Origin of the sequence: Burkholderia sp. Ac-20384, assembly GCF_017104605.1 — a bacterium.
In the GTDB taxonomy this organism is placed as follows: domain Bacteria; phylum Pseudomonadota; class Gammaproteobacteria; order Burkholderiales; family Burkholderiaceae; genus Burkholderia; species Burkholderia lata.
Window position 1 is genome coordinate 1 of sequence record NZ_JAAGPE010000190.1, and the last position, 19,205, is coordinate 19,205.

The following is a 19,205-nucleotide window of genomic DNA, read 5'->3' on the forward strand; positions in this document are numbered from 1 at the left end:
GCGCGAAGCCGGTCTCGATCGTGCGCGGACCGCCGCGCGCGAGCTGCGAGCCGCGCCACAGCGACGGATGAAGGGATTCGGGAGAAATGGAGGATGCGAGCATGATGCCACCCACAACTGTATGGATATACAGTATATGGCAATGCGCTCGCGTCGCACAGCACCGGTGCAAAACCGGTTTTCGTCAGAAGATAAACAGCCGGAAAGCCGGTGCGGCCGTCATGTTACGCCGCACCGGAGCGGGCGTGGCCGGATCGTGTCGCCCGAACGCGCGCCACCGTCATCGTGCCCAAATCGCCCGATCGGGCCGGCACGCCAACCCGCCGGCGAACCGGCACGACGCAGCCCCCCGCACCGCACCGGCCCGCCTGCCGCCCGTCAGCCGAGCAGCAACGCGTCGTCGTCGAGCTGCTCGTGACGCACCTTCTCGAACATCTGCAGCAGGTCCGGCACGTCGAGCCCCTTGCGCGCGTCGCCCGCCACGTCGAGCACGACCTGCCCCTGGTGCAGCATCACCGTGCGGTCGCCGTAGTCGAGCGCCTGCCGCATGCTGTGCGTGACCATCATCGTCGTCAGCTTGCTCTCGGCGACGATGCGCGCGGTCAGCTCCAGCACGAACGCGGCCGTCTTCGGGTCGAGCGCGGCCGTGTGCTCGTCGAGCAGCAGGATCCGCGACGGCCGCAGCGACGCCATCAACAGGCTCACCGCCTGCCGCTGGCCGCCCGACAGCAGCCCGATCCGGTCGGTCAGCCGGTTCTCGAGGCCGAGGTTCAGCAGTCGCAGCTTGTCGCGGAACAGCTCGCGCGACGGCCGGTCGAGCGCGGCCCGGAAGCCGCGCCGCGCACCGCGCGCCATCGCGAGCGCCATGTTCTCCTCGATCGTCAGCGCCTCGCAGGTGCCGGCCATCGGATCCTGGAACACGCGCGCGACGAGGTGCGCGCGATCCCACGCGGCCTTGCGCGTCACATCGGTGCCGTCGATCGAAATGCGTCCCGCATCGACGGCCTGGTCGCCGCTGACCGCATTGAGGAAGGTCGACTTGCCGGCGCCGTTCGAGCCGATCACCGCGACGAACTGGCCGTCGGGGATCTCGAGCGACAGCCCGCGCAGCGCGCGCGTCTCGATCGGCGTGCCGGGATTGAACGTGAGTTTCAGGTCTTGTGCGGACAGCATGTCAGGCCCCTCCGTTCTTGCGCGCGAACAGCTTCTTGCGCGTCGCCGGCAGCACCAGCGCGATCGTGACGAGCGCGGCCGTCACGAGGTTCAGATCCTGCGCCTTCAGCCCGATGAATTCGCTGTTGAGCGCAAGCGCGATGAAGAAGCGATAGACGATCGCGCCGAGCACGACGGCGAGCGTCGTCAGCACGAGCCGGCGTGCCGGCAGCAGCGTCTCGCCGATGATCACCGCGGCCAGCCCGATCACGATCGTGCCGATCCCCATCGAGATATCCGCGCCGCCCTGCGTCTGCGCGAACAAGGCACCGGCGAGCGCGACGAGCGCGTTCGACAGCGCCATCCCGGCGAGCGTCGCACGGCCGGTCGCGATGCCTTGCGCACGCGCCATCCGCGGGTTCGCGCCGGTCGCGCGCATCGCGAGGCCGAGCTGCGACGAAAAGAACCAGTCGAGGCCGAGCTTCGCGACCACGACGACGATCGCGAGCAGCGCAGGGCGCAGCACGTAGTCGGGCATCCAGTCGGGCTGCAGCACGGTGAAGATAGTCGGCTCGGTGATCAGCGGCACGTTAGGCCGGCCCATGATCCGCAGGTTCACCGAATAGAGCGCGATCATCATCAGGATACTGGCGAGCAGATCCATGATCTTCAGGCGCACGTTGAGCCAGCCGGTGATGAAGCCGGCCACCGCGCCCGCGACGATCGCGATGCAGGTCGAACTGAACGGGTCGTAGCCGGCCGAGATCAGCGTCGCGGCGACGGCGCCGCCGAGCGGAAAGCTGCCGTCGACGGTGAGGTCGGGGAAGTTGAGGATGCGAAACGAGATCAGCACCCCGAGGGCGACGAGACTGAAGATCAGGCCGATCTCCAGGGCGCCCAGTAACGAGAACAGAGACATGATGGGGAAATCCTGTTGCTTCCCGGCCGGACGTGTACGGCCGGGCGAAGCGAACGGGCGGCCCCGGGTGGGAGCCGCCCGTCCGGCGGTGTCGTTCAGGCCCGGATCGGGCCCGCAAGCGCGGCGGTCGGACCGCGGCTTACTTGATGACCGTCTTCGCGTCCTTGAGCAGATCCGGCGACAGCGTCACGCCCTGCTTCGCGGCCGCGCCCGTGTTCGCGAACAACTCGAGGTTGCTGCTCGTTTCCGACGCGATCGCGCCCGGCTTCTCGCCCTTCAGGATGCGCGCGACGACCTTGCCCGTCTGGCGGCCGAGGTCGCCGTAGTTGATGCCGAGCGCCGCGATGCCGCCGCGCTTCACGCTGTCGGTGTCGCCGGCGACGAGCGGGATCTTCGCTTCGTTCGCGACCTTCACGAGCGCTTCGTACGCGGACACGACGTTGTTGTCGGTGTTCGTGTAGATCACGTCGACCTTGCCGATCAGGCTCTTCGCGGCCGGTCCGATGTCGACGGTACGCGGCGCGGCCGCTTCCTTCAGCGTCATCCCCTGCTTCGCGAGGATCTCCTTGAGCTCCTTCACGACGACGACCGAGTTCGCCTCGCCCGGGTTGTAGACCATGCCGACCGTCTTCGCATTCGGCACGACGCGCTTGATCAGCGCGACCTGGCGATCGAGCGGCAGCTTGTCCGACACGCCCGTCACGTTGGTGCCCGACGGGCCCCAGCCCTTCACGAGCTGCGCGGCGACCGGATCGGTCACGCCCGAATAGACGACCGGCACGCTCTTCGTCGATGCGACCACCGCCTGCGCGGCCGGCGTCGCGATCGCGACGATCACGTCGGGCTGGTCGCCGACGAACTTGCGCGCGATCTGCGCGGCCGTGCCCGTATTGCCCTGCGCGCTCTGGTATTCCCACTTGAGCTTGTCGTCGCCGTAACCTTCCGCCTTCAGCTCGGCGCGCACGCCGTCGCGGATCGCATCGAGCGCCGGGTGATCGACGATCGACAGCACCTTGACGGTCTGGGCGTGCGCGGCACCGGCCAGCGCGAGTGCGGCCACGCCGGCCGTGATCGAACGGATCGCGAAAGTCTTGAAACGCTTCATGGGTGTGTCTCCCCCGTATTGTGTCGGTTCTGGATGATGGATTCCCGCCGCCGTCAGGCGGGCGCCGCCACGCGTACGACGCGCTGGCGAACGGCCCGCGCACGCTCCGGGAAAGCGTGCAGCGGCGAACGCACGAGGATACCATTTCCGCAGACCACCGCCTGACTCTGCGCTTTCGCATCGCACCCCGGATCGCAGCGCCCGCCGAAGCCCGCGAGCGCGCGCGAAGCCCGGCCGGCGGCGGTTCCCGACGACCCCGGCACAACGCGTCAGCCGCGCTCGCGGCTTTACGTTATGCTGTCGGCCGACCCAGTCCACGCCATCGGAGGGCACATGAAACGGGGAGTCCGAACCATCGCATTCGCTGCCGTCGCGCTGCCGTCGCGCTGGCGCTGCCGGGTGCGGCGTTCGCGCTGACCGACGGCAGTGCGCAATACGACGACTGCATGCTCAATGCGCTGCGCGAAAGCCGCAACGGCGCGGCGGCCCAGTTGATCCAGCGCTCGTGCGACGCGCTGTACCGCAACAACGCGATGCTGCTGCCGCGCGAGCGGCGCTTTCACGAGTGCGTGGTGCAGTCGCTGCCGGGCGTGCGCGACAACTATGCGATCCAGCAGATCATGTCGATCTGCTCGCGGCGCGGCGAGATGTGAGCCGGCGCTGAACGCGACACACCGCGCGACCGTCGATCGGCCGCGCCCATGAAAAAAGGGCCTGCGCGATGCAGGCCCTTTTCGTTCAGCGGGTCGACCGGTGTGCGGCGTTCAGAACGACGCGACCATCGAGCCCTTGAACTGCTTCTTGATGAATTCCTTCACTTCCGGCGACTGGTACGCCTTGACCAGCTTCTTCACCCACGGCTGGTCCTTGTCCTTCGCGCGCACGGCGATCAGGTTCGCGTACGGGCTCGTCAGCGATTCGAGCGCGATCGCGTCCTTGGTCGGCTGCAGGTTCGCGGCGAGCGCGTAGTTCGTGTTGACCACGGCTGCGTCGACGTCCGACAGCACGCGCGGCAGTTGCGCGGCGTCGAGTTCGGAGATCTTCAGCTTCTTCGGGTTGTCGGCGATGTCGAGCACCGTCGCGTTGTTGCCGCCCGTGCCGGCGCCCGCCTTCAGCTTGATCAGGCCTTGCGTCTGCAGCAGCAGCAGAGCGCGGTTCTCGTTCGACGGATCGTTCGGCACCGCGAGCTTCGCGCCTTGCGGCAGGTCCTTCAGCGCCTTGAACTTCTTCGAGTACACGCCCATCGGCGAGATGTAGGTCAGGCCTGCGCTGACGATCTTGTAGCCGCGCTGCTTCACCTGGCTGTCGAGGTAGGGCTGGTGCTGGAAGCTGTTCGCGTCGAGGTCGCCCGAGTCGAGCGCCGCGTTCGGCTGCACGTAGTCGTTGAACTCGATGACCTTCACGGTCAGGCCTTCCTTCTCCTTCGCGACCTTCTGCACGAGCTGCCACACTTCCGAATCCGGGCCGGCGACGGTACCGACCTTGATCACCTTGTCTTCGGCGTGCGCGCCTGCCGACAGCGTCAGTGCTGCACCGGTGGCCAGCACGGAAAATACCTTCAGGAGACTGCGACGCTTCATCTGTTTCTCGCTTTCTTGCTTACTGGATGGCTGAAAATGGGGCGCGATACGGGTATGCCCCGACTCGCAGGAAGGGGCAAATGGTGTCACAGGATCGGCGGGAAGTGAAATACATCCCGCTCATATGGGTATGCACCGCAGCGGTGCTGGCGGCGTCTGCGCGATTCGGCCGTTAGTTGCGTTTCTGAGAATCGCGCATCAGCCGGCGTGCGTCACGCCACCGCTGCCCGGTCGGCCGCCTTCGTATCGAATACAGGCTCGACCACCTGCCCGCCGACCCGGAACGCGCCGACCGCATCGCGCAGCCGCGCGGCCTGTTCCTGCAGCGACGCGGCAGCAGCGGCGGCTTCCTCGACGAGCGCCGCGTTCTGCTGCGTCACCTGGTCCATCTGCGTGACCGCGCGCCCGACCTGCGTGATGCCGCTCGCCTGCTCCTCGGATGCCGCCGCGATCTCGCCCATGATGTCGGTCACGCGGGCGACGGCCTGCAGGATCTCGCCCATCGTCGTGCCGGCCTGGCCGACCAGCGTCGACCCGTTGCGCACGCGCTCGACCGAATCGACGATCAGCTCGCGGATCTCCTTCGACGCCGTCGCGCTGCGCTGCGCGAGCGAGCGCACTTCGCCCGCGACCACCGCGAAGCCGCGGCCCTGCTCGCCGGCACGTGCGGCTTCGACCGCCGCGTTCAGCGCGAGGATGTTGGTCTGGAATGCGATGCCTTCGATCACGCCGATGATGTCGGCGATCTTGCGCGAACTGTCGTCGATCTCGCCCATCGTGCCGATCACCCGGTTCACGACGTCGCTCCCGGTGCGCGCGATCTCCGATGCGCTGTTCGCCAGCCCACTCGCCTGCCGCGCGTTGTCGGCGTTCTGTTTCACCGTCGCGGTCAGCTGCTCCATGCTCGCGGCGGTTTCCTCCAGCGAAGCGGCCTGCTCCTCGGTGCGCTGCGACAGGTCGTCGTTGCCGGCCGAGATCTGGCGGCTCGCCGACGCGATCGATCCGGCCGACTGGCGAATCCCGCCGATCGTCGCCTGCAGCCGTGCCTGCATGTCGTGCATCGCGGCCATCATGCTCGTGCGGTCGCCTGCGCGCACCGGCACCGGCTGAGTCAGGTCGCCCTGCGCGATGCGCGTCGCGAGCGCGGCCGCTTCGTCGGGCTCGCCGCCGAGGCTGCTGCGCACGTTGCGGATGATCACCAGCATCGCCGCGCTGATCACGAAGCCGATCACGAACACGACCGCGAGGTGGCCGAGCAGCGTCCGGTAATAGATGGTGTCGATGTCCTTCAGGAAGACGCCGCTCGAGATGTTCCAGTCCCACGGCGTAAAGCGCGTGACGTAGCTGATCTTCGGCACGGCGGTCTCGCTGTGCGGCAGGCGCCCGCGATACTCGGCGAAGCCGCTGCCGGTTTCCTTCGCGGCGTTCAGGATCGTGACGAACAGCGGCTTGCCGTCCGGGTCGAGATAGTCGCCGACCTGCGTGCCGACCAGCTTCGGCAGCGTCGGATGCATCAGCACGACCGGCTTCGAGTCCATCACGAACACGTAGCCCGAATCGCCGTAGCGCATCGCGGCCAGGCTCGCGAGCGCGTCGCGCTTCGCGTCGGCCTCGGGCAGCGTGCCGTTCTGCGCGAGCGCGTGATACGCCTTCACGATGCCGGCCGCCGAATCGACGAGATTCGCGATGCCGGCCTTGCGTTCGGCGAGCATCGTCGCGCGCGTCTCGTACGCGCTCCATGCGCCGACGCCCAGGAGACCGATCCATACCAGCGCAAGCGCGAGCCACAGCTTGCGGTTCAAACTCATTCTGCTCATCTGCGTGCCTTTGTCGATGTCGATGCGCACGCTGCGCGCGAACGGCCTGCCGCGCGCAAACGCTTGCCCATTTATTTACGGCACCGAGCCTTACAACTTGAATACGTTTGGGCACCGCGAACCGGCGCTCGACATGCCGACTGCGCACCGCCCCGCACCGCGCCCGCCGGCGCGACAGCCCGCATCCGCTGTGCTAAAAAGACCGGCTAGCCGGCACACGAAGAGCCGGCACCATTCCGGGGGCCACCCATGTACGTCATCGACATTCATTACACCGCATCGCTCGAGCGCATCGACGACGCGCTCGAACGCCATCGCGCATTTCTGCAGCCGCAGTTCGACAAGGGCATCTTCATCGCAGCGGGGCCGAAGGTGCCGCGCGAAGGCGGCGTGATCCTCGCGGCCCGCATCGACCGCGACGAGCTGGACGCGATCCTGAACACCGATCCGTTCGTCATCGAGGGGCTCGCCACGTATCGCGTGACGGAATTCCGGATCACGCGTGCCGCATCCGGCTTCAACGTACCCGCGCTGCCGTAACGCGACGCCTGCGCGACATCTGCGCGAGGCGCGCGCAGGCCGACACGCCGCCCGACGGGCGGCGCATGCCAACAACGAAGAGAGAGGAAAGCGTGACGGCGCGTGGCGGCCGTCACGTGATCGCCGGGCCGGGCGCCCGGCGGCTGCCGGTCAGTCGACCAGCAGCTTCAGGTCATGAACCCACGGGCCCGGGCCCTGGCCGTCGCGCACGAACAGGCGCAGCTTGCCGTCGCGGTCGAACACGTAGCTCGCGGCCGTGTGATCCATCGTGTAGCTGCCGGGCGTCTTGCCGGGCACCTTCGCGTAGTACACGCGGAAATCCTTCGTGACCTTCTTCAGTGCCGCTTCGTCGGCCGGCCGCAGGCCGATGAACGACGGATCGAACGCGGGTACGTACTGGCCGAGCAGCGCCGGCGTGTCACGCTCCGGGTCGACGGTGACGAACAGTACCTGCACGCGCTTCGCGGCATCGGGCCCGAGCTGCTTCAGCGCTTCGGACAGCTCGGCCATCGTCGTCGGGCACACGTCCGGGCAGTGCGTGTAGCCGAAGAACATCACGACGGCACGGCCCTTGAAGTCGGCGAGCGTGTGCACCTTGCCGGCCGTATCGGGCAGCGAGAAGTCGCTGCCGAACTGCGTGTTGCCGGTGATGTCGAGATTCTGGAATTTCGGCGCGTTGTCGCATCCGGCGAGCAGCAGTGCTGCCGTGAATGCGCATGCGAGCATCCAGCCTTGGCGCGCGCGGCGCCCGAACCGTGAGTGGAGCATTGCGTTCAAACCGTGCGGTTACACGCCGAGCAGCGGGCGTGCATAGTGATCGACGAGCAGCGCGGCGAACAGCAGCGACAGGTAGACGATCGAGTAGCGGAAGGCCTTGCGGGCGAGTTCATCCGAATAGTCGCGATGGATCTTCCACGCATACGCGAGGAACACCGCGCCGAGCAGCACCGCGCTCGTCAGGTAGACGGCCCCGCTCATCCCGGAGATGAACGGCATCAGCGTGACCGCGAACAGGATCACCGTGTACAGCAGGATGTGCAGCCGCGTGAACTTCTCGCCGTGCGTGACGGGCAGCATCGGCAGCCCCGCGTTCTCGTAATCCTTGCGGCGATAGAGCGCGAGCACCCAGAAATGCGGCGGCGTCCACACGAAGATGATCAGCACGAGGATCCACGCGTCGCCCGGCACCGCGCCGGTGACCGCGGCCCAGCCGAGCGCCGGCGGCATCGCACCCGATGCGCCGCCGATCACGATGTTTTGCGGCGTCATCGGCTTGAGCAGCAGCGTGTAGATCACGGCATAGCCGACGAAGGTGGCGATCGTCAGCCACATCGTCAGCGGGTTCGTGAACGTATAGAGCGTCCATGCGCCGACGCTGCCGAGCACGGCCGAGAAGATCAGGATCTGCGGGGTCGTGATCTCGCCGCGCGCGGACGGGCGCCACGCGGTGCGACGCATCATCGCGTCGATCTTCTGTTCGACGAGGCAGTTGATCGCGAACGCGGCGCCGGCCAGCAGCCAGATGCCGACCGTACCGCCGATCAGCACGTGCCACGGCACCATGCCCGGCGTCGCGAGGAACATGCCGATCACCGCGCAGAACACCGCGAGCTGCGTGACACGCGGCTTCGTCAGCGCCATGTATTGCGAAAACCGGCTACCGGGCGATTGGGAGAGGGTGCTTTGCATGGGGGCGGTCACGCCGGGGCGACGTCGCGCGCAGGCTGCGCGACACGGCCGGGGCGGCTTGAAAGGATGCGAAAGTTTAACATGACGACGAGCAGCAGCAGGATCGCGGCCCCGCCGTTGTGCGCGACGGCGACCGGCAGCGGCCACTGCAGCACGATGTTGGTCAGGCCCGTCACGAACTGCAGCAGGACGACCAGCAGCACGCCGTTCGCGGGCCGCCGCAGCGATTCGAAGCGGCGCATTTTCAGCGCGAACGCGACCAGGTACGCGACCACGACGAACGCGAACGTGCGGTGCGTCCAGTGGATCGCGACCAGCGCGTCCTGCGTGATCGCGTCGCCGTCCTTCGTCATCCCGAGCGCGCGCCACAGGTGGAAGCCGTGCTGGAAGTCCATCGGCGGGATCCACTGGCCGTTGCAGGTCGGGAAGTCGGTGCACGCGAGCACCGCGTAGTTGGTGCTCACCCAGCCGCCGAGCGCGATCTGCACGACCAGCAGCACGAGCGCCGCGAGCGCGGCCGCGCGATAGCGGCCGGCTTCGGGGTCATACGACGGCAGCGGCGTCTGCCGCGCCGCGAGCCAGCCGAGCGTGCCGAGCAGCGTGAGGCCGAGCAGCAGGTGGATCGTGACGATCACCGGCTGCAGCTTCATCGTGACCGTCCACGCACCGAACGCGCCCTGCACGAGGATCAGCAGCAGCAGGCTCGTCGGCCACCACGGCGACACGTGCAGCGGGCGGCGGCGCAGCCGCGCGGTCCACGCGATCACGACCTGCGCGATGATCAGCACGCCGATCGCCATCGCGAAATAGCGGTGGATCATCTCGATCCACGCCTTCGACATGCTGACGGGGCCCGTCGGCATCGCCTGGTGCGCGGCCGTGATCGCGGCGTGCGCGATGAACGGCGACGACGTACCGTAGCAGCCGGGCCAGTCCGGGCAGCCGAGCCCCGAATCGGTCAGCCGCGTGAAGCCGCCGAACATCACGAGGTCGAGCGTCAGGAAGGTGGTGATCCAGACCAGCTTGCGAAACTTGTTGTCGTCGGCCTTCACCCACACGTACGACAGCGGCAGCAGCGCGATGCAGAAGCCGATCAGGCCGAGTTGCAGTAGATACGACATCGGTTCATTGCCTCTCGTGTTGCCTTAGCCGATGCTCGACCACTTCAGCAGCTTCGTCACGTCCGCCTTGATCTTGCCGGGATTCGGATCCTTCGGGAAACGCATCATCAGGTTGCCGTTCGGGTCGACCATGTAGATGTGGTCGCTGTCCTTCGTGCCGGCGTCGGCCGGCAGCCACGCGGCCACCGCGGCCGGATCGGCGACGAGACGGCGCGTGTCCGGATATGCGTCCAGCACCTTCTGCGGCATCGCACCCGCATCGCTGCGCAGCCACACCATCGTGAGCCGGTGCCGCTCGCCCGCCTGCGTGACGCGGATCTGGCGCATGAAATAGAGCTTCTTCGCGCAGGCTTCGTCGCACGCGCTGCTGTCGGTCATCACGAACAGCCACACGCCGCGCAGCGACGACAGCGGCACGGTCTTGCCGGTTTCGTCGGTCACCTGAAGATCCGCGGGGATCGGGCGCTGCGGCTCGATCAGCGTGCCGTAGTTGGTCGAGCCGCCCTTCGGCTTGATCACGTAATAGGTGAAGTACGACGCGATCATCGGTGCGGCGCACACGAGACCCAGCAGCACGAGCATCCAGCGGCCGCGCTTGCGGGCCGCAGGCGAGATCGGCGCAGCGGCCGGACCCTGACGGGAAGATTGCATGGACAAATCAGACCTCTCGAAACGAACCCGCGGCGCCGGCGCCGCGTCCTGGCATGGCGCTCACGCGCCGGCCGACTTCTTCGCCGCACGCCGCGCGGCGTACAGGCCGAAGCCGAGCGCGGCCGCCGCCATCGCCCACCACTGAAACATGTAACCGTAATTGCGCTCGACGCCGGTCGTCGCCGCCGGCCAGTCGCGCACGAGCTTGTCGCCGTCGTCGCTCGTCTGCTGGATCACGAACGGCTGCAGCGGCAGCCCCGTTTCCTTCGCATACGCGGCGACGTCCAGGTTCTGCCGGATCTTCTGGTGCGCCGCCGACCCGCCTTCACCGAGCTCGAACGCCCGCGACGCGTCGGCGCGCGCGATGCCCACGATCTCGACGTCGCCCGCGGGCGTCGCGAACGGCTCGATCGCCGTGCGATCGGAAATATTGCGCGGCAGCCAGCCGCGGTTCACGAGCACGACGCCGCCGCCCGTGAGTTTAAACGGCATCACGACGTAAAAACCCGGCTGGTCGTTATACGGCCGATTGTCGAGGAACACGGCCTGCTCGGGCAGGAAGCGGCCTGTTGCACGCACGCGATGGAACTCGATCGACGCGAGCGGCATCGGCTGCGCGCCGACGTCGACGGGCACCGCCTGCTCGTAGCGCGCGATGCTCGCCTGCAGCGCTTCCTTCTGGTGCGCGCGGTCGCGCTGCCAGAAACCGAGACGGATCGTGACCGCGACGACGACGAGAATCAGCAGCGCAGGCAGCCAGCGTATCTTCATCATGCGGCCCGCCCGGCACATGCCTGAAAGCGAAGTGCGATAATTATCCTCTTCCTTTCGAATTGCCGTCGTCCGGTTCGTGTCATGCACATACTCGTTCCCATCGCCTTCGTCCTCATCATTGCCAGCATGGGCTCGGCGCTCTACTTCATGATGCACGACCGCGGCCACACGAAACGCATGGTCTGGTCGCTCGCCACCCGCGTCGGGCTGTCGGTGTCGCTGTTCCTGCTCATCCTGATCGCGAACTGGATGGGCTGGATCCATTCGACCGGCCTGCCGATCGGGCGTTGATCGATTTGCCGCTGCGGCCGCTGTGACATTTCGCCGCACGGCCACGGCACCAAGCAAAAGCGCCGCCTGACTGAGTCGCGGCGGCGCCCGGGTGGTGAAGGCCGGCAGTCACGCTGCCCGGCCGACCCAATGAAAACGGCCCGCGCATTGCTGCGCGGGCCGTTGTTCCATTTACAGCCAGTAGACGACGACGTACAGGCCGAGCCAGACGACGTCGACGAAGTGCCAGTACCACGCGGCGCCTTCGAATGCGAAGTGGTGATCGGGCTTGAAGTGGCCGCGGATCATCCGCACCAGCACCACCGCGAGCATCGTGCCGCCGAGGAACACGTGGAAACCGTGGAAGCCCGTCAGCAGGAAGAACGTCGAACCGTACACGCCCGAGTTCAGCGTCAGGTTCAGTTCGTTGTACGCGTGGTAGTACTCGAAGCCCTGCAGGAACAGGAAGCAGATACCGAACGCGAGCGTCGCGGCCAGCCATGCGATCGCCTTCTTGCGATGATCGTCACGCAGCGCATGGTGCGAGATCGTCAGCGTCACGCCCGACGACAGCAGGAATGCGGTGTTCAGCGTCGGGATCGGCCACGGGCCCATCGTCTTGAAGTGACCGGCGAGCGCGGCGGGGCCTTCGTTCGGCCACACGGCGGAGAAATCCGGCCAGATCAGCTTGTAGTCGAGGCTGCCGAGCTGGTGCAGCGCGATTTCACGTGCATAGAACAGTGCGCCGAAGAACGCGCCGAAGAACATCACTTCCGAGAAGATGAACCAGCTCATGCTCCAGCGGTACGACTTGTCGACGTTCTTGCCGTAGTGACCGCCTTCCGATTCGGCGATCGCGTCGCCGAACCAGTGATACAGCGTGAAGAGCAACCAAAGCAGGCCGAGCAGCGCCGTAAACGGCGCCCAGTCGTGACCGTTGATCCACAGCGCTGTCGATCCGAGCATGACCAGCAGGCCGATGGCCGCGCTGATCGGATGCTGCGACGGATGCGGCACGAAATAGTACGGGGTCTGGTTTTGACCGCTCATGCTTGATTCTCCACTTCAGTCCAATTTGTGTACCGGAAACCGCTCCGGCTTTATTTCTTGCGCGGCGTGACCACCACCGCTCCTTCCTGCACGCGGCGCCGTGACGCCGCGCACTGCACTCTTCCTTCGTGGCCGCGGGCTTCAGCCCACGACGGCACGCACGATCAGGATCAGCACGCCGATGAACACAGCGGCTGCCAGCAACGCGACGATCAGCACGTGCAGCGGATTCAGCTGCGTCGCGTCGGCCTCCAGGTCGCGCCGCTTGCGCACCCCGAAGAACGACCACAGCACGGCCTTCAGCGCCTGGCCGAACGACCCGCCCCGCTTGGTCTCCGTCATCGCCCCGCCTCCGTCGTCATGCGTCCGGCTTCGCCGCGCCCTGCGCCGCGGTCTTGCCCGGCGCGGGCGCCGGCGTGGCCGGCGTATTCAACTCGAAGAACGTGTACGACAGCGTGATCGTCTTCACGTCCTTCGGCAATTTCGGATCGATCACGAACACCACCGGCATCTTGCGCGATTCGTTCGCGGCCAGCGTCTGCTGCGTAAAGCAAAAGCACTCGATCTTCTTGAAGAACTCCGTCGCCTGCTTCGGCGCGTAGCTCGGAATCGCCTGGGCAACGACCGGCCTGCCCTGCCCGTTCGTCACGTCGTACACGATCGTCGTCAGCTCACCCGGATGCACGTCGAGGCTGTTGTGCTCCGGCTTGAAACCGAGCGGGCCGCGCGCATTCGCATCGAACTCGACCGACACCGTGCGGCTGGTGTCGACCTGCGAGTTCTTCACCTCGCGCTCGCTGACATCGCGCTGCACCAGGTTGTTGATGCCGGTGATCTGGCAGATTGCCCGATACATCGGGATCAGCGCGAAGCCGAAACCGAACATCAGCCCGGCCACGACGAAGAGCTTCACCAGCATCGAACGATTGAACGCGCGATCGACGGCGCCCTCTTCCGGCTTCGACATACGACAACTTCCTCGCTACTGCGTCTGTTGCTGCATCAGTGAGTGGACAGCCACCACTGCTTGATCACGACACCCACAAAAAAAACGGCGGCGATGACGAGCAGGATGAGGCCGAGCCGCTTGTTGCCCGCGCGGATCTGCTCGGGCGTTCGTCTTTCTTGTGGATTCCGGTTCATCTGAAACTTCGGTTCGGCGCCCGCCGCGCCTGCCTGCGCGGCAGGCAGCGGCGGAACGCACTGTGAAACTTACTCGACGTGCGGCGGTTGCTCGAACGTGTGGAAGGGAGCCGGGCTCGGCACCGTCCACTCGAGGCCTTCCGCGCCATCCCACGGCTTGTCCGACGCCTTTTCCAGCTCGCCGCCGCCACGGTAGGCCGGCAGCGCGACCGCGAACAGGAAGTACACCTGCGCGAGGCCGAAGCCGAATGCGCCGATCGTCGCCACCTGGTTGAAGTCCGTGAACTGCGCCGGGTAGTCCGCATAGCGACGCGGCATGCCTGCGAGACCAACGAAGTGCATCGGGAAGAACGTCAGGTTGAAGAAGATCATCGACGCCCAGAAGTGGATCTTGCCGCGCGTCTCGTTGTACATCCAGCCCGTCCACTTCGGCGCCCAGTAGTACCAGCCCGAGAACAGCGCGAACAATGAGCCGGCCACCAGCACGTAGTGGAAGTGCGCCACCACGAAGTAGGTACCGTGATACTGGATGTCGAGCGGCGCCATCGCGAGCATCAGGCCCGTGAGACCGCCGAACGTGAACACGAACAGGAAGCCGATCGCGAACAGCATCGGGGTTTCGAACGTCATCGAGCCGCGCCACATCGTCGCGAGCCAGTTGAACACCTTCACGCCCGTCGGCACCGCGATCAGCATCGTCGCGTACATGAAGAACAGCTGGCCGGTGACCGGCATGCCCGTGGCGAACATGTGGTGCGCCCAGACCATGAACGACAGGATTGCGATCGAAGCCGTCGCGTACACCATCGAGCTATAGCCGAACAGCGTCTTGCGTGCGAACGCCGGGATCACCTGCGACACGATCCCGAACGCCGGCAGAATCATGATGTACACCTCGGGGTGGCCGAAGAACCAGAAGATGTGCTGGTACATCACCGGGTCGCCGCCGCCTGCCGCGTTGAAGAACGACGTGCCGAAGTGGCGGTCGAACAGCACCATCGTGATCGCGCCTGCCAGAACCGGCATCACCGCGATCAGCAGGTACGCCGTGATCAGCCAGGTCCATGCGAACATCGGCATCTTCATCAGCGTCATGCCCGGTGCGCGCATGTTCAGGATCGTCACGACGATGTTGATCCCGCCCATGATCGACGATGCGCCCATGATGTGGACCGCGAAAATCGCGAAGTCCATGCCCGGGCCCATCTGCGTCGACAGCGGCGCGTAGAGCGTCCAGCCGGCGGCCGTCGCGCCACCCGGCGCGAAGAACGAACCGACCAGCAGCACGGCCGCGACCGGCAGCAGCCAGAAGCTGAAGTTGTTCATCCGCGCGAACGCCATGTCGGACGCGCCGATCTGCAGCGGAATCATCCAGTTCGCGAAGCCGACGAACGCCGGCATGATCGCGCCGAACACCATGATCAGGCCGTGCATCGTCGTGAGTTCGTTGAAGAACTCCGGACGCATGATCTGCAGGCCCGGCTCGAACAGCTCGGCCCGGATGGCGAGCGCCATCACGCCGCCCGACAGGAACATGATGAACGAGAACAACAGGTACAGCGTACCGATGTCCTTGTGGTTGGTGGCGAACAGCCAGCGCCGCCAGCCGTGCGGCATTTCGTGCGCGTGGTCGTCGTGCGCGTGGTCCGCGGCTACGTCGTGCCCGATGCTAGACATGAGAATCTCCTAATGCGAATACGTCGACTAACTCAGCGACACGTCAAGCCGCCGGGCCGATCTCGACACGCCGGGCTTCCTTCGCGTCAGCCCCGCCCGTGATCGTTTCCGGCTTTTTGAGAATAATGTGGTCTTCCGCCACGCCTGCTGCCTTCAGCGCGTCGCGCACGGCTTGTGCACGATGCTTCGCCAGTTCGGCGTTTGCGTCGGCCGAGCCCGACTTGTCGGTAAAGCCCGACAGCGCGAGCTTCGCGTCCGGATGTGCCTTCGCATAGTCGGCCGCGGCGGCGATCGCCGCTTTCGCGTCGGCCGGCAGCACGCTCTTGCCCGTCTCGAAGTAGATCGTCGACAGTGCGGCCGATGCCGCTGCCGCCGGCTGCTCTGCGCCCGACGCGGCTTGCGCCGGCGCCGAAGCGGCTTCCGCCGGTGCCGCTGCCGCTGCGCCCGCCGCGTCTTCCGGCATCTTGCCGTTACGCGCGTCGGCCACTTGCTTCGGCTGCAGCAGGTCGTTCTTGTGGTTGCCCCACGAATTGCGTTCGTACGTGATGACCGACGCGATGTCGAGATCCGACAGCGACGCCCACGACGGCATTGCACCCTTGCCGTGCAGCACGCGCTCGACGTGGCCGGCGATCGGGCCGTTCACGATCGGGCTGCCGTCCATGGCCGGGAAGGCGCCGAGGCCCTTGCCACTCACCTGGTGGCAGGCCGCGCAGTTCGCCTTGTAGACTTCCTCGCCGTGCGCGACGAGTTCAGCCATCGTGTAGACCTTGTTCGGATCGACTGCGGCGCTGGCCAGCTTGGCCTTCTGCGCGGTGACCCACTTCGCGTAGTCGTCATCCGACAGGACTTCGACGACGACCGGCATGTACGCGTGTTCCTTGCCGCACAGCTCGGTACAGAAACCGCGGAACGTACCGACCTTGTCGGCCTTGAACCACGTGTCGCGCACGAAGCCGGGGATCGCATCCTGCTTCACGCCGAACGCGGGCACGTACCACGAGTGGACGACGTCGTTCGCGGTCGTGATGATGCGGATCTTCTTGTTGACCGGCACGACGAGCGGGTTGTCGACTTCCTGCAGATAGGTGTCGGTGATCGGCTTCTTGCCCATCACTTCGTCGCGCGGGGTGCTGAGCGTCGACAGGAAGCCGATGCCCTCGCCCGGGCCCTTCACGTAGTCGTAGCCCCACTTCCACTGGTAGCCGGTGACCTTGATCGTGAGATCGGCGTTCGTCGTGTCCTTCATCGCGACGACGGCCTTCGTCGCCGGCAGCGCCATCAGCACGACGATGACGAACGGCACGATCGTCCAGATGATCTCGACGGTCGTGCTTTCATGGAAATTGGCGGCCTTGTGGCCCTTGGATTTGCGGTGCGCGAAGATCGAATAGAACATCACGCCGAACACGCCGACGAAGATCACCGTACACAGGATGAGCATCATCGTGTGGAGATCGTAGAGCTCCTCGGCGATCTTCGTGACAGGCGGCTGAAAGTTGATCTCGTTGACGCGGGGGCCGCCCGGGCTATCACCGACCGCCAGGGCGGCACCGGCAAAGAGCAATCCGCTGCATGCCAGCACGCCCGTGAGGGCTCGCTTGATTGTTTTCATAGCATCCTTACCCAAAATTTCCATTCAAACCCTCCCCCGTCGCAAGCTACCGGCCATATCCGCCGGTGCCCGCGCCTCGTCAGCCGCAGCGCCTGAGCGACACACGCAGTTCGTCGGCGAACTGCGCACGCTTGTACTGCGCGAGATGCTGCCCGATTACGACGGTCTGCCCGCGCGATACCAGCCGAATCGGATCGCGTGGCGTCGCACCCGGCTCGACCCGCACCCAGCGCGGGTTGAATTCGATCTGCGTGAGCCGCTCCGCATCCATCCGCTCGATCACGAGCCGGTGCGGATACAGCCTGATGCGTTCGTAATCGACCGCATGGCGAGCATAGATCGCAAATGCGACACCCACAGCCAGCAACTCGATTCCGGTGAAGGGCATGACGAGCCAAGCCCCTTGCCACATCAGCAATGTCGCGATCACCAGCGAGAAACCCGCGAGCGACGCGTAAAACAGCACGAACTGGCGCGGCGACACCGAACAGTTGCGTTTCATCAGCCAGTCTTCGAGGACCGGCTCGCCGTTCGTCGTCTCCGCCAAAACCCTCGCTGCTTCCATCGCCGCCTCACGCGAATGGCATGCGATGCATGCCTGCATCGGACTCGTCGCCCCGTATTGCGGGGACCCCGGGACGACAAGCTGACGCATTATAGGCGGGTTCAATGGCATCCACAAGCAAGCGACTATCGGCCCGCGAGCCAAGCGCGACAAGCTTTTCGGCCATTTTAGGCGCCAATTCGACCCCGCTTTGCGCCGCTAATTTCAGACATAACAAAACCCCTCTTTACCGCTTTACCGATTCTTCGGACGCCCCTTGCCGATGTCCTCGATGCGCACGATCCCATGCCCTTCGGCTGTCGTGCGCGGTACGGCCTTCCACGCGTGGCCGTAGATCACTTCGAACGTCAGCGGAATCGTGCCGTCCGAGCGCCGACGGGCCTCCAGCGCGTCGCCGAGCGCCGCGCGGAAGCGCCGCGTCGCGCGCTGCGGCGCCTCGCGGTCGAACGGATAGGCGCCCCAGCGGCGCACGTCGGCCAGCAGGGAGTCGGGGGATTTGTAGGTGACGGTCAGCACTTCCTGATCCATCACGGGAATCTCGAAGCCGCTCTCGACGAGCATGTCGCCGAGGTCGTGCATGTCGACGAAATCGATCACGCGCGCGGCGGGCGGCGCCATGCCGAGCGCCGCTTCGGCGTCCGCGCAGGCCGCGCGCAGTTCACGCAGCGTATCGGGGCCGAGCGTGCTGAACATCAGCAGCCCGTTCACGCGCAGCACGCGCTGCCATTCGGGCAGCACCGCGTCCGGGCGCGAATGCCAGTGGAGGGCGAGATTCGACCAGATCAGGTCGAATGCGCCGCCGGGGAACGGCAGCGCGGCGAAATCGGCCTGCGCGACGCGCGGGCCGCGCTGGCCCAGGGCGCGGCCGAGCGAGGCCGGCAGCCAGCGGCGCCAGCTCGTCTGCTCGACCTCGCGCTGCCCTGCTCGCGCGAGCATCGCACCGGACAGATCGACGCCGAATACGGGCGCCTCCGGAAAGCGTGCGCGCAGCGCCGGCAGGTCGTCGCCCGGGCCGCAACCCGCGTCCAGCACGGCTGTGGGGCTCACCTTGATGTATTCGAGGCGCTCGTTCATGCGCTGCGCGATCTCGCGCGGCAGGAACGCGACCGCATCGAACGTGGCGGCACGGCGGTCGAAAATCCGCCGCAGGCGCCTTGCGTCATTGGCCGGACGGCCGGTTGAAGTCGAAGCTGGGGACATGTCGGGCACACTGGCGAAGAGCCCGAAGTATACTCGCTCGCCCCGCAGGCTTCATTGAGGCGGGGTGTCAGGAGTGTTGCGATGATCCGCAGTTCCGCCCGACGCACGATGCGCGTCGCTTTGTCGCAGGTTCGCGCGCTGGGAGCGCGCGTCGCCGCGGTCGCGTTGCCGAATCGCTGCGCACTGTGCGGCAATATGTCACACGCCGTGATGTGCGGCGCTTGCGACGCCGCGTACTGGAATGAAGCGCGGCTGCGCTGCGACGTCTGCGCGCTGCCGCTGGGTATCGGGCAACCGCGCTTGCCCCCACCCCGCGGCGCTCGCGCCGGCCGTGTTG

General features: G+C 66.3%; 21 protein-coding genes and 2 pseudogenes. 4 read left to right on the forward strand and 19 right to left on the reverse strand.

The features are described from left to right. The 4 genes and pseudogenes from G3O00_RS27825 to G3O00_RS27840 form a co-directional block, all read right to left on the reverse strand. Positions 1-103: pseudogene (locus G3O00_RS27825) on the reverse strand (recombinase RecA); the annotation flags it as partial. A 275-nt stretch (positions 104-378) separates the two neighbouring features. Further along, positions 379-1,173, reverse strand: a complete 795-nt coding sequence (locus G3O00_RS27830; RefSeq protein ID WP_206144926.1) for an ABC transporter ATP-binding protein — start codon at positions 1,171-1,173, stop codon at positions 379-381. A 1-nt stretch (position 1,174) separates the two neighbouring features. After that, complete coding sequence (locus G3O00_RS27835; RefSeq protein ID WP_011353262.1) at positions 1,175-2,071, reverse strand: ABC transporter permease; 897 nt, start codon at positions 2,069-2,071, stop codon at positions 1,175-1,177. Positions 2,072-2,210: 139 nt separating this feature from the next. Next, the gene (locus G3O00_RS27840; protein WP_011353263.1) at positions 2,211-3,176 is read right to left on the reverse strand and encodes an ABC transporter substrate-binding protein; all 966 of its coding nucleotides are present in this window, start codon (positions 3,174-3,176) and stop codon (positions 2,211-2,213) included. Positions 3,177-3,509: 333 nt separating this feature from the next. Here G3O00_RS27840 and G3O00_RS27845 point away from each other — a divergent pair. Then, positions 3,510-3,829 (forward strand): annotated as a pseudogene (locus tag G3O00_RS27845) (VF_A0006 family four-cysteine protein). Positions 3,830-3,940: 111 nt separating this feature from the next. On the opposite strand, the gene G3O00_RS27850 reads toward G3O00_RS27845, so the two are convergent. Together G3O00_RS27850 and G3O00_RS27855 are read right to left on the reverse strand one after the other, a co-directional pair. After that, positions 3,941-4,756: a MetQ/NlpA family ABC transporter substrate-binding protein gene (locus G3O00_RS27850; protein ID WP_011353265.1), complete on the reverse strand. Its 816-nt coding sequence runs from the start codon at positions 4,754-4,756 to the stop codon at positions 3,941-3,943. 212 nt (positions 4,757-4,968) lie between these two features. Continuing rightward, a complete protein-coding gene (locus G3O00_RS27855; RefSeq protein ID WP_206144927.1) occupies positions 4,969-6,573 on the reverse strand; it encodes a methyl-accepting chemotaxis protein in 1,605 nt (534 codons plus the stop codon). A gap of 249 nt (positions 6,574-6,822) precedes the next feature. On the opposite strand from G3O00_RS27855, the gene G3O00_RS27860 reads away from it, so the two are divergent. Continuing rightward, positions 6,823-7,113, forward strand: a complete 291-nt coding sequence (locus G3O00_RS27860; RefSeq protein WP_206144928.1) for a YciI family protein — start codon at positions 6,823-6,825, stop codon at positions 7,111-7,113. 150 nt (positions 7,114-7,263) lie between these two features. On the opposite strand, the gene G3O00_RS27865 is transcribed toward G3O00_RS27860, so the two are convergent. The 5 genes from G3O00_RS27865 to G3O00_RS27885 are packed head-to-tail and all read right to left on the reverse strand — an operon-like array spanning position 7,264 to position 11,345. Beyond that, complete coding sequence (locus G3O00_RS27865; protein ID WP_011353268.1) at positions 7,264-7,881, reverse strand: SCO family protein; 618 nt, start codon at positions 7,879-7,881, stop codon at positions 7,264-7,266. An 18-nt stretch (positions 7,882-7,899) separates the two neighbouring features. Next, positions 7,900-8,802: a heme o synthase gene (gene cyoE / locus G3O00_RS27870; protein ID WP_011353269.1), complete on the reverse strand. Its 903-nt coding sequence runs from the start codon at positions 8,800-8,802 to the stop codon at positions 7,900-7,902. Between the two features lie 8 nt (positions 8,803-8,810). Continuing rightward, positions 8,811-9,923: a COX15/CtaA family protein gene (locus G3O00_RS27875; protein WP_011353270.1), complete on the reverse strand. Its 1,113-nt coding sequence runs from the start codon at positions 9,921-9,923 to the stop codon at positions 8,811-8,813. Positions 9,924-9,947: 24 nt separating this feature from the next. Beyond that, entirely contained in the window at positions 9,948-10,574 is a 627-nt protein-coding gene (locus G3O00_RS27880) for a cytochrome c oxidase subunit I (protein ID WP_011353271.1), read from the reverse strand. Positions 10,575-10,634: 60 nt separating this feature from the next. Further along, a complete protein-coding gene (locus tag G3O00_RS27885; protein ID WP_041493125.1) occupies positions 10,635-11,345 on the reverse strand; it encodes an SURF1 family protein in 711 nt (236 codons plus the stop codon). 84 nt (positions 11,346-11,429) lie between these two features. Here G3O00_RS27885 and G3O00_RS27890 point away from each other — a divergent pair, with 84 nt between their 5' ends. Beyond that, positions 11,430-11,639, forward strand: coding sequence for a twin transmembrane helix small protein (locus tag G3O00_RS27890; RefSeq protein WP_011353273.1), 210 nt, complete (start codon positions 11,430-11,432; stop codon positions 11,637-11,639). Between the two features lie 171 nt (positions 11,640-11,810). Here the strand turns inward: G3O00_RS27890 and G3O00_RS27895 are convergent, their stop codons facing one another. The 8 genes from G3O00_RS27895 to G3O00_RS27930 form a co-directional block, all read right to left on the reverse strand. Continuing rightward, positions 11,811-12,668: a cytochrome c oxidase subunit 3 gene (locus G3O00_RS27895; RefSeq protein WP_011353274.1), complete on the reverse strand. Its 858-nt coding sequence runs from the start codon at positions 12,666-12,668 to the stop codon at positions 11,811-11,813. Between the two features lie 141 nt (positions 12,669-12,809). Further along, a complete protein-coding gene (locus tag G3O00_RS27900) occupies positions 12,810-13,010 on the reverse strand; it encodes a DUF2970 domain-containing protein (RefSeq protein ID WP_011353275.1) in 201 nt (66 codons plus the stop codon). Positions 13,011-13,026: 16 nt separating this feature from the next. After that, on the reverse strand, positions 13,027-13,635 hold the full coding sequence (locus G3O00_RS27905; RefSeq protein WP_011353276.1) for a cytochrome c oxidase assembly protein: 609 nt from the start codon (positions 13,633-13,635) through the stop codon (positions 13,027-13,029). 35 nt (positions 13,636-13,670) lie between these two features. Further along, entirely contained in the window at positions 13,671-13,811 is a 141-nt protein-coding gene (locus G3O00_RS27910) for a cytochrome oxidase small assembly protein (protein WP_006760728.1), read from the reverse strand. Positions 13,812-13,880: 69 nt separating this feature from the next. After that, positions 13,881-15,488: a cytochrome c oxidase subunit I gene (gene ctaD, locus G3O00_RS27915; protein ID WP_069248929.1), complete on the reverse strand. Its 1,608-nt coding sequence runs from the start codon at positions 15,486-15,488 to the stop codon at positions 13,881-13,883. A 43-nt stretch (positions 15,489-15,531) separates the two neighbouring features. After that, positions 15,532-17,127 carry a cytochrome c oxidase subunit II gene (gene coxB, locus G3O00_RS27920; RefSeq protein ID WP_011353278.1) on the reverse strand — a complete coding sequence of 532 codons (1,596 nt, stop codon included), beginning with the start codon at positions 17,125-17,127 and terminating at the stop codon, positions 15,532-15,534. A gap of 55 nt (positions 17,128-17,182) precedes the next feature. After that, positions 17,183-17,707 carry a DUF2244 domain-containing protein gene (locus tag G3O00_RS27925; protein WP_011353279.1) on the reverse strand — a complete coding sequence of 175 codons (525 nt, stop codon included), beginning with the start codon at positions 17,705-17,707 and terminating at the stop codon, positions 17,183-17,185. A gap of 195 nt (positions 17,708-17,902) precedes the next feature. Further along, positions 17,903-18,868 carry a methyltransferase domain-containing protein gene (locus tag G3O00_RS27930; protein ID WP_206144929.1) on the reverse strand — a complete coding sequence of 322 codons (966 nt, stop codon included), beginning with the start codon at positions 18,866-18,868 and terminating at the stop codon, positions 17,903-17,905. An 81-nt stretch (positions 18,869-18,949) separates the two neighbouring features. Between G3O00_RS27930 and G3O00_RS27935 the strand changes: the two genes are divergently transcribed. Continuing rightward, the coding region (locus G3O00_RS27935; RefSeq protein WP_241025362.1) for a double zinc ribbon domain-containing protein at positions 18,950-19,205 on the forward strand (256 nt) is incomplete at its 3' end.